The organism is Salinisphaera sp., assembly GCF_035690525.1.
In the GTDB taxonomy this organism is placed as follows: domain Bacteria; phylum Pseudomonadota; class Gammaproteobacteria; order Nevskiales; family Salinisphaeraceae; genus Salinisphaera.
Genome location: NZ_DASSKM010000072.1, coordinates 1 through 9144, shown reverse-complemented (window position 1 = coordinate 9144; position 9144 = coordinate 1). Strand labels below are relative to the sequence as shown.

Annotated in this window: 9 protein-coding genes and 1 pseudogene; 5 read left to right on the top strand and 5 right to left on the bottom strand. The window is 64.1% G+C overall.

Annotated features, from left to right (window positions below; all coding sequences use genetic code 11):
• Positions 1-137, top strand: a pseudogene (locus VFJ08_RS15720) (RNA-binding protein); the annotation flags it as partial.
• Between the two features lie 140 nt (positions 138-277).
• Here VFJ08_RS15720 and VFJ08_RS05540 read toward each other — a convergent pair.
• Both VFJ08_RS05540 and VFJ08_RS05535 read right to left on the bottom strand, forming a co-directional pair.
• The gene (locus tag VFJ08_RS05540) at positions 278-1522 is read right to left on the bottom strand and encodes a hypothetical protein (RefSeq protein ID WP_324995999.1); all 1245 of its coding nucleotides are present in this window, start codon (positions 1520-1522) and stop codon (positions 278-280) included.
• A gap of 9 nt (positions 1523-1531) precedes the next feature.
• Positions 1532-2533, bottom strand: a complete 1002-nt coding sequence (locus tag VFJ08_RS05535; protein WP_349256955.1) for an oligopeptide/dipeptide ABC transporter ATP-binding protein — start codon at positions 2531-2533, stop codon at positions 1532-1534.
• Positions 2534-2675: 142 nt separating this feature from the next.
• On the opposite strand from VFJ08_RS05535, the gene VFJ08_RS05530 reads away from it, so the two are divergent.
• A complete protein-coding gene (locus VFJ08_RS05530; RefSeq protein WP_324995995.1) occupies positions 2676-3479 on the top strand; it encodes an endonuclease/exonuclease/phosphatase family protein in 804 nt (267 codons plus the stop codon).
• 33 nt (positions 3480-3512) lie between these two features.
• On the opposite strand, the gene VFJ08_RS05525 is transcribed toward VFJ08_RS05530, so the two are convergent.
• On the bottom strand, positions 3513-4715 hold the full coding sequence (locus tag VFJ08_RS05525; protein WP_324995994.1) for an FAD-dependent oxidoreductase: 1203 nt from the start codon (positions 4713-4715) through the stop codon (positions 3513-3515).
• A gap of 90 nt (positions 4716-4805) precedes the next feature.
• Here VFJ08_RS05525 and VFJ08_RS05520 point away from each other — a divergent pair, with 90 nt between their 5' ends.
• A complete protein-coding gene (locus tag VFJ08_RS05520) occupies positions 4806-5603 on the top strand; it encodes a hypothetical protein (RefSeq protein WP_324995992.1) in 798 nt (265 codons plus the stop codon).
• A gap of 64 nt (positions 5604-5667) precedes the next feature.
• On the opposite strand, the gene VFJ08_RS05515 is transcribed toward VFJ08_RS05520, so the two are convergent.
• Entirely contained in the window at positions 5668-6645 is a 978-nt protein-coding gene (locus tag VFJ08_RS05515) for a lysylphosphatidylglycerol synthase transmembrane domain-containing protein (protein ID WP_324995990.1), read from the bottom strand.
• Positions 6646-6762: 117 nt separating this feature from the next.
• On the opposite strand from VFJ08_RS05515, the gene VFJ08_RS05510 reads away from it, so the two are divergent.
• Together VFJ08_RS05510 and VFJ08_RS05505 are read left to right on the top strand one after the other, a co-directional pair.
• The gene (locus tag VFJ08_RS05510) at positions 6763-7611 is read left to right on the top strand and encodes a TylF/MycF/NovP-related O-methyltransferase (RefSeq protein WP_324995988.1); all 849 of its coding nucleotides are present in this window, start codon (positions 6763-6765) and stop codon (positions 7609-7611) included.
• Between the two features lie 70 nt (positions 7612-7681).
• Positions 7682-8857: a glycosyltransferase family 4 protein gene (locus VFJ08_RS05505; RefSeq protein WP_324995986.1), complete on the top strand. Its 1176-nt coding sequence runs from the start codon at positions 7682-7684 to the stop codon at positions 8855-8857.
• Positions 8858-8982: 125 nt separating this feature from the next.
• On the opposite strand, the gene VFJ08_RS05500 is transcribed toward VFJ08_RS05505, so the two are convergent.
• Positions 8983-9144, bottom strand: a 162-nt coding sequence (locus VFJ08_RS05500; protein ID WP_349256954.1) for a type II toxin-antitoxin system RelB/DinJ family antitoxin, incomplete at its 5' end; no start/stop codon positions are given.

Genomic DNA, 9144 nt, shown 5'->3' with positions numbered 1-9144 from the left:
TCGTAGAAATGTCCGATGACAACGCGGCGCGCCAGGCCATCGAAGGCATGAACGGCAAGGACCTGCAGGGCCGTACCCTGCGTGTCAACGAAGCCCGCCCGCGTGACGATCGCCCGCGCGGCCCGCGTCGCTTCTAACCCCTAAAAAAACCGCGGAACGTGGCGGGCCGGTCGATGACCGGTCCGCGCGTTCGCATTGAGCCGGTCGTGCCCGCACGGTCGGCTTTTTCATCCGCAATGCCGGTTTAAACCCTAGGTCTATTACTAGGGCCATTACCCTAATCGGCGTCGCCATCCGCGGCGACGAACACGCGTGCCGGGAAGCGCAGCGATGTATACGGCAGATGCACCCGCCGCATGACCACCAGTGCGAACAACAGCGTATTGACATCGTAGATCGCGCGCAGCGGCGCGACATCGGCGCCGGCAATGAACCCCGACCGGGTCAGCGCCTCCAGATCGATGGCGTCGGCCCGCGCGCTCGCCGGATAAGCGCTGGCATAGCGTAGATGATCGAAGAACTGCGGGTGCTGCAGCAGCGGCTCCAGTTCGGTACCCGGCCGGTCGCCGGTCAACAGCCCGGCCAGGCTGACGGTCAGCGCCGGCTTGGCGTCGCCGTGACGGCGCAGCAGCGCGAACAACGCCGGCATGAGCCGCTGGCCCGCATCCCCGGTCGCGCCGCCCAGGCGTAGCCGCACGGCCACCCCGGCGTCCAGCGCGGCCTCCACCGCCGCGGGCGCCACCCACACCGGAACGTGATTGGGCGGGCGCAGACGGCCCACCGCGACATCAAGACGCATATGATGCGCGGCCATTATCTTATAGGCCGCTTTCGCGGGCGCCCCGTGCAGATCGATCCGCTGGGCGGCCGGCCACCAGCGCACGTCACGCACCCCGGCCTTGGCCCAGCGCTTGAGCGCGGCGCCGGCGTCGGGCCGCCGCGGGTGAATCGACACTTCGGCCGCCAACGCCTTTTTCGCGCGGCCGGCCAGCCAGGCGACGTAACGATTCGATACCGTCGGCCCCGGCTGATCGTCCAACGGCGCGCCGTGTTGGCCGAAAACGCCGTCGCGCGCCGTGATTTCGGCGCGATAGGGCCCCGGCATGGCCCGGATCTGGCGCAGTAGCCGCGAAACATAGTCGGCATCGGCGGTATCGGCGTCGATGATGCCAGCCGCCCGTTCGCGTAGCGACTGCGACAGCCAAGCGCCGATCGCCGCCGCGCCGTAATCGCGCTCCCGGCTATGGTTGGAAAAATCCGGGCCCGAGAGTTGGCCGCGCGAGATCACGCCCACGCCGTGATCGACGATCACCTGCCCGTCGAGTCCGGAAAACGCCTGCTCGATCAGCGCTCGTGACGCCGCGGGCAGGACCCAGGCGGCGTCTTCCGGATCGTGGGTCCAGCCCGCGCCGTGGCGGGCGAGCCAGCGCGGCCAGCAAATAACGACGAGCAGCGCCAAAGCGAGCACGCCGGTCAGCCCCGCCAGTGCCGCGGTCCGCCCCCTGATCGCGCGCCGGCGCATGGTAGGCGGCTATGCCGCCGCGGCCTCGTCGATCGACTCGGCGTAATGACAGGCCACCAGCCCGCCATCGAGCGGCCGCAGCTCGGGCACCTGGCGCGCGCAGTCCGCCTCGGCCCACGGACAGCGGGTACGAAACACGCAGCCCGACGGCGGCTCGGCCGGCGACGGCAAATCCCCGAGCAGCCGGATACGCCGGCGGCCGCGTTCGGCTTTTAGATCGGGACGCGGCACGGCCGAAAGCAGCGCCTTGGTGTAGGGATGACGCGGCGCGTCGAACAATCGGTCGGACGACGCCTGCTCCATCAACCGGCCCAAATACATTACCCGCACGTCGTGGCTGATCTGGCGCACCACGGCGAGATCGTGGGCGATGAACAGCATGGCGACGCCGGTCTCGCGCTGGAGCGCCATGAGCAGTTCGACGATGCGCGCCTGAATCGAGACATCGAGCGCGGACACCGGCTCGTCGCAAATCAGCACCCTGGGTTCGACCACCAGCGCACGGGCGATGCCGATACGCTGGCACTGCCCGCCCGAGAACTCGTGCGGGTAGCGGTTCAGATGCGCCGAAACCAGCCCGACCCGGTCGAGCATGTCGGCCACGCGCTTGCGGCGCTCGGCGCGCGACAGATCGCGGCGCAGATGGTGCAGCGGCTCGGCGACGATCTGGCCCACCGTCATGCGCGGATCGAGACTGGCCAGCGGATCCTGAAAGATCATTTGTACGTCGCGCCGCAGCGCCCGCCAATCGCGCCCCGAACCGGCGGTGATATCGCGCTCGCCCAGATGCAGACGCCCGGAGGCGATCGGCGCGAGTCCGGTCAGCGCGCGCGCCAGCGTGGATTTGCCGCAACCGGATTCACCGACCAGACCGAGGGTATGCCCGGCCGCGAGATTCAGGCTGACGCCGTCGACCGCGCGCAGCACCGGCGCCGTTTGCCACGGCCAGTCGGCGCGCAGCGGAAAATGAACGTGGATATCGTCGGCGCGCAGCACCGATTCGCTGGGCATGACGGCTCGACTCACGAAAACCCCGGAGTCCGATGGTACGCTGACCGTGCCCGATCGCCCAGCCGGCGCGCGGCGCCCGCGGCTGAAACGGAGGGCGACGTGCCCGCCACCGGTGCGCTGTCCAGCCAACACGAGGTCAACCATGAGCCGTCCGGCACCACCTGCCGATCTGTCGATCCTGAGCTTTAACATGCAGGTCGGCGTCGGCACCAAACGCTATCGCGAGTATGTCACCCGCGGCTGGCGTCATCTGCTGCCCAGCCAGGGCGTGCGTGACAACCTGACCCGGATCGGCGAGCTGCTGTGCGATCATGACATTATCGGTCTGCAGGAGATCGACGCCGGCAGCCGGCGCAGCCGCTATCGGAATCAAATCCAGGCGCTGGCCGAACAGTCCGGCTTTACCTACTGGCGGGTCCAGGTCAACCGCAACCTGGGGCGCGTCGCCCAGCACGGCCTGGGGTTGATCAGCCGCTATCAGCCGTTCTCGGTGACCGAACACAAGCTGCCCGGGCGCCTGCCCGGCCGGGGGGCGCTCGTGGCGCGCTTCGGCACCCCCGAGCACACCTTGACCGTCGTCGTCACCCATCTGGCGCTCGGCGCGGGCAGCCGCAGCCAACAGCTCGCCGCCATCTGCGAACTGGTCGCCGACGACGAGCATGTGATCGTCATGGGCGACACCAACTGCAGCGCGCGGGATCTACTGGCCGATCCCGCGCTGGCGGCCAGCGGGCTGCGCGTCTACGACCGGCTGCTGGCCACCTTCCCGAGCTGGCGCCCGCGGCGCGGCATCGATCATATCCTGACTTCCGCCTCGCTGGACGTGCGCCGGGCCGGCGTGATCGACACGCTGCTGTCCGATCACCGCCCGGTGGAGATGCACATCGACCTGCCCCAGCCGCTGGCAAGCGCATTGGTCGCGCCGGGCTCGGCTGAAACCGGCTAGATGTCGCGCCGTAGTTTGGCCGTTTTATTGTTTTCAAACGGGTTTTCTAGCCGGCAGCCGGCGGACGAGCTTTTCGGCGACCCGCCTTGCGGTCGTGAACTTGACCCCGGAGACACTGAACAAACCGGCCGGACCGCCGGTCTCCCGGTGATCCCGTATGATTGCCCGATCGGCGGGCTCGGCGCTGTCGGCGCGCCGGGCGGGCAGCAGCCCCGCGAAAATCTTCAGTACGTCTTGCCGTCGCGCGCCCAGCGCTGGCAATGCGGCATTCAGCGCCGCGAGAAAAGCGTCGATTTCGGCCTCGGGCGGCTCGGCCCGGCCGCTCTCTTGCCGCCACGACGCGTGCCAGGTGCCGGCGAAGATCCGCCCCTCGTGCGGATAGACGAACAGCGTCGGGTTCGTCGTATCGGGCGGCGAGACCGCCAGGCCAACATCGGAAAGCGGCGTCTTGGCCAACAGCAGATTGAAGGCAAGCGCGGGCCGAAACAACTCCGGAGCGGGGCCGCCGAAGCATTCGGCAAGACCGGCGCTCCACGGCCCGGCGGCGTTGATGACTACCGGTGCGCGAACAGTCCCCGGCGCCATGCCCGCACGCTTTACGATCACACCGGCGGCCGCGCCGCGCTCCACCACGAGATCGCGTGCCTCCACACCTTCCAGCACACGGGCGCCATACGCCTCGGCTTCGGCGCGCAGGCGCGCGATCAGTTGCGCGCCGTCGCCGGCGATCACGTCATGCCAAAGCGCGCCGCCGCGCAACCCTTCGGGCCGTACGCCGGGATAAAGCGCCTGCGTTTCGGCCCGGTTGAGAACCCGCCCCCGGGGCAGCGTCTGCCCGGCGCCAAGCCCGGCGTTGCGTCGCGCGCTTAGCGCCGCATCCGCAAGGAAAGCCGCGCGGAACGCCGTGGGCCGACGGCTCCCGTCGCCGTAGAGCGGCATCAGAAAGCGCATCGGCCGCACCAGATCGGGCGCGAAGCGTTGAAACCAGCGTCGCTCGGCCACGGATTCACGGACCCGGGGAATATCGAGCGTCTGTAGATACCGCAGGCCGCCATGCAGTATCCGGAACCAATTGGCCGATGTCGCACCGCCCACCGCGTCGCGCTCGACCACCAGCACACGCCGCCCCGTCTTGCCGGCCTCGAGCGCGATCATCAGCCCGTAGATGCCGCCGCCGATCACGATCGCGTCGGCTTCGGTAACAGTGGAAAGTGGCGGCGAAGCGGTGGATTTCATATTCGAGTACATTCAATTGCGACGCCGGCGAGCCGTTTCCGACACGCTTATCGTCATGACCGACCGCCATTGCACCGGACACTGTAGTTCATGATTCTTGTTGACGCGCATGTGCATCTCCATCGCTGTTTTTCCCCGGAACACTTTTTGAACGCCGCCGCCGACAACGTGGCGGCAGCGGCGCGGGGCATGGGGCTGCCGGCATCGACGCCGGGAATGCTGCTGTTCACGCATGCCGCGGGCGACGACGCGTTCGGCGGCCTACGAACCGGCTCCGTAGGACATTGGTCGCTCTCGGCTACGCAGGAACCGATCTCGATGCGCGCGCATCGCGACGAAGCCCCGCCGCTGACCCTGGTTGCCGGGCGCCAGATCGCGACCGCCGAAGGTCTCGAGGTGCTGGCTCTGGGCGCGGCCGGACCGTTTGCCGACCATGAGCCGATGGAGACGACGATCGATGCGGTGCGAGCACAGGACGGTATCCCGGTACTTCCCTGGGGGTTCGGCAAATGGTGGCGCCGTCGGGGCGCTATCGTGCAACGTCTTGCGGCCGATCGGGCGCGTTTTCCGCTGCTGTTTCTGGGCGACAGCGCCGGCCGGCCGCGCATCGCACCGCGGCCTCGATTGCTCGCCCAAGCCGAGCGACTGGGTCGCGCGGTATTGCCGGGGACCGATCCGCTGCCCATTTCCGGGGAGGAGAACAAGGCCGGGCGCCTGATATTCCGGGTCGAGCGCGAGCTCGATACCGAGAGGCCCTTTGCGGACTTGATGCACTGGTTAAAACACCGCGACATATCGCCACCCGCGTTCGGGGTGTATGAGGGCACCCGAACCTTCATTCGCCGACAGATCGAGATGCAGCTACGCAAGCGGTGGCCGGCGAAGTGACCGCCCCGGCCAGCGTCGCCCCGCGAGGCCTGAGTTCGCTAGATTTCTCGAACACGAGGCTTGATCAATCCGACTGTTCGATCGACTCCGGCGACATGGTCAGATCGGCAGTCCGCCCCTTATCGAAGAAAAAGACAATGCCGCCGCAGAGGCTGGTCAATACCGCGATGATTCTGATCATCAGCGCGACAATGACCGCGTGGCTGAAGCTTATACCGAGCTGTTGGGCCGTGAACGCAAACGATCCCTCCTGAATCCCGAGGCCGTTGATCGAGACCGGAATTAACGCGGCCGCTGAATACATCGTATCGGCAACCGCACTTTCCGCCAGAGCGCCGGGCGTGTGTACGGCCGCGAACAGAAATGCGATCGCGATCACGGCCAGGATATGAAACAGCACCGATACGACGGATAGCCTTGCGAGGCCCTTCCTGTTCATGAAAACCAGGCGCGCGTTGGTCATCAGCGGCTCGAGCTTCCGGATTCCGGCGAGTTTTTCCAACAGCGGCTTGAAAAGCTTCAGCCCTACAAGATAGGGAAACGCCACCGCGAGGAGCGGCGGTGCCGCCAACGCCAGCGCCAAAAACCCAATCTCGGGATCTTGATTTTGCAAGTAAAGAGCGAGAGCGCCGAGAGCGCCCACGAAAAACATCGACAGCAGGCCCGTTACGCGATCGAGCAAGACCGCGGATACCGCGCGCGACTTTTGCCCATCGTACGGCAGCGTTCGATAAACACGATAAATGTCGCCGCCAATCGCCGTTGGCAGGAAGCTGCTCATAAACCCGCCAATCAAAAGAATCTTACCTAATTCCAATAGACGCCAGTTGAAAAAACCATGAATCCGAAGCGATATCCGCCATTTCCAAGCTGACGTGGCGACCGTGTTAACCATAAATATCACGGCCGCCACGATCACCAGAGACAGGTTCGCGTCACGAAGCTTGTCCACAGCGCTCGACCAATCCACCGCGTAGATCAGATAGGCGATCAGGCCCGCGCTGACCACGATCTTGAGCGCGCGCATCAGATTCTTTGGCATAGACAAGCTTCTTCCGGTGCCGCCCACCGTCATCGATGGCGCTTGAAATCCAAGAGCGTATCTGCTTGTAATGACTGACATACGCCTAACGGGTGTCTGTTAGACACAAAAACGAGCATGGCTGAAAAATCGGGCTTCATCACGATTCTCAGGTGGTTTGGCAAGCCGCTTCCCGGCGACCGCCTCAAGACGTTCGTCTATCTCAACGCGATACACAAACCGCGAAAATTCGTGCGTCTGTGTCTCGAGAGCTTCTACCGGATGGATCATATCTATGATGTTCTAAACGAGTTCAAGAACACGTACAAGGGAAACTTTTCGATTCTCGAGTTTGGTGTCGCGGACGGTTACGCCTTCACCAAAAAGCTGTATGCGACGCATTATCTGAACATGGAAAATCGGGTCGTCGTGCATGGTTTCGACTCTTTCGAGGGCATGCCGGAAGCCACACAGCAAGTCGACCAGGACCTGGTCGCCAACGATGGCTGGGTTCCCGAGCAGTTCAAGGCCAGCTTCGAACGACTCGATAGTTATTGCAAACAGAGATATCACAACTACCGGCTCCACAAAGGCTATTTCGATCAAACGCTTACCAATGAGCTGTTGGGCTCGCTGGGACAAGACCTTCCGATCCTGATCTGGATCGACTGCGACTATTACACGTCCGCGAAAATCGTGTTCGAGAAATTGATTCCCTATATTCCGACCGGATGCGTCATCTATTTCGACGAGTACGAGTTCAACTTTGGCTCCAGGTTCACGGGCGAAGCGAGAATCGTCCACGAGATCAATCACGGTTTGTTCGGCGAGGGCATTGAACTGGTGAAGGACGAGCGGTTGTCGCTCAACTCGAGCCGCGTCTATCGGTTCATCAATACAAGAATCGACCGGCATTTCGAGCGCGTTCGGCCGCTCAATACGGCGGACGAACTAAGGACGCGAACCAACGATTCGCCACTGCCTTGAGAAATAAACCGAGCTCATCGCCTTTTCTGAAGGCCCAATCAAGTCGAGCCGTTTCCGGCGGCCGTCGGCAATGAATATTCTAACTCTCGCCCCGCAACCCTTTATGACGCCGCGCGGCACGCCCATCGCCGTCAAGATGCTGCTCGAAACGTTGTCCGGCCGGGGCGATCATATGGATGTCGTCACTTTTGCCGAGGGCGAGGATATCGAGATCGCCAACTGCCGATTTTTCCGGGTTCCGGCCCTGCCCGGCATGCGCAACGTGCCGCCGGGCTTTTCGCTGAAAAAGCTGGTCTCGGACGCCGTGATGTTTCCAATGGTGGGTTGGCGCCTGCTACGCAACCGATACGACCTCGTGCTCGCGGTCGAGGAATCGGCCTATATGGCGATGCTGCTGCGGCCAATCTTTCGCGTCCCCTACATCTTTGACATCGACAGCTCGATTCCCGAGCAGATCGGCGACAAATACAAACTGCCGCGCCCGATCGCCCGGTGTTTGACCGCGATCGAACGAGCGGCCGCCCGGCGCGCGATCGGTGTCATCGCCTGTTGTGCGGCGTTGGGAGAATTGGTGCGCGGGTACGCCCCGAAGACGCCGGTCCAGGTTCTCGAAGACGTGACGATGCTGGGCCATTTGCCGGAGGGGCCGTTGTACGACGCCGCGCGGTATGATGAACCGGTCGTGATGTATGTCGGCAACCTCGAGCCCTATCAAGGCCTCGATCTACTGCTCGAGGCCGTGGCGCGGCTCGACCAGACGATGACGCCGATGCGCCTGGTGGTCATCGGCGGCGGTCCGAGTCATATTCGGGCCTATCGCGAAAAGGCGGGCACACTGGGTATCGCGGATCACGTCACGTTTGCCGGCCCGAAACCGGTCGCGGAACTGGGCATGCATCTGCGAAGCGCAACGATCGCGGCCTCCCCGCGGATCCAGGGGCGCAACACCCCGATGAAGGTGTATTCCTATCTGGACAGCGGCCGCCCGTTGCTCGCGACCCGGCTGCCGACGCACACGCAAGTGCTCGACGACGAAATCGCGATGCTCGTGGACCCTAATCCCGAAGACGTGGCGAGAGGCCTGCGCGCCCTACTGGCCGATTCCGAGTTGCGGGCGCGGATCGCCACGGCCGCCCGCTCCCGCGTGGCCGCCGAATTCACTCCGGCGGCCTATCGGCGCAAGTTGAACGCGTTTCTGGACACCGAAATCATACCCCGGTTGAATTCGAAGCGGGCCGAATCCTAAACCGATGTTTGAGCAATATTCGTTACTAGCGATGACTGCGCACGAAACCGGAACTTGTTTGCAGCACTTGCCGATGCACGCCTTTGGATTCCCTTTTCAAGTCTCGCTTGAACTGGTGCGATTGCTTAATCGTCCGCATCAAACGTTGCTTGAAGATCGTCGAGCGTCACCGTTTCCAAGTCGCCGCGGCGGGCTTCCTTCATGGCTTCGATGGTGGTGGCATTCGGAACCAAGGGCTCAAAAGGCAGTGCTTTCTCCCGGGCGACGCGCGTGAGTAGCATTCGGAA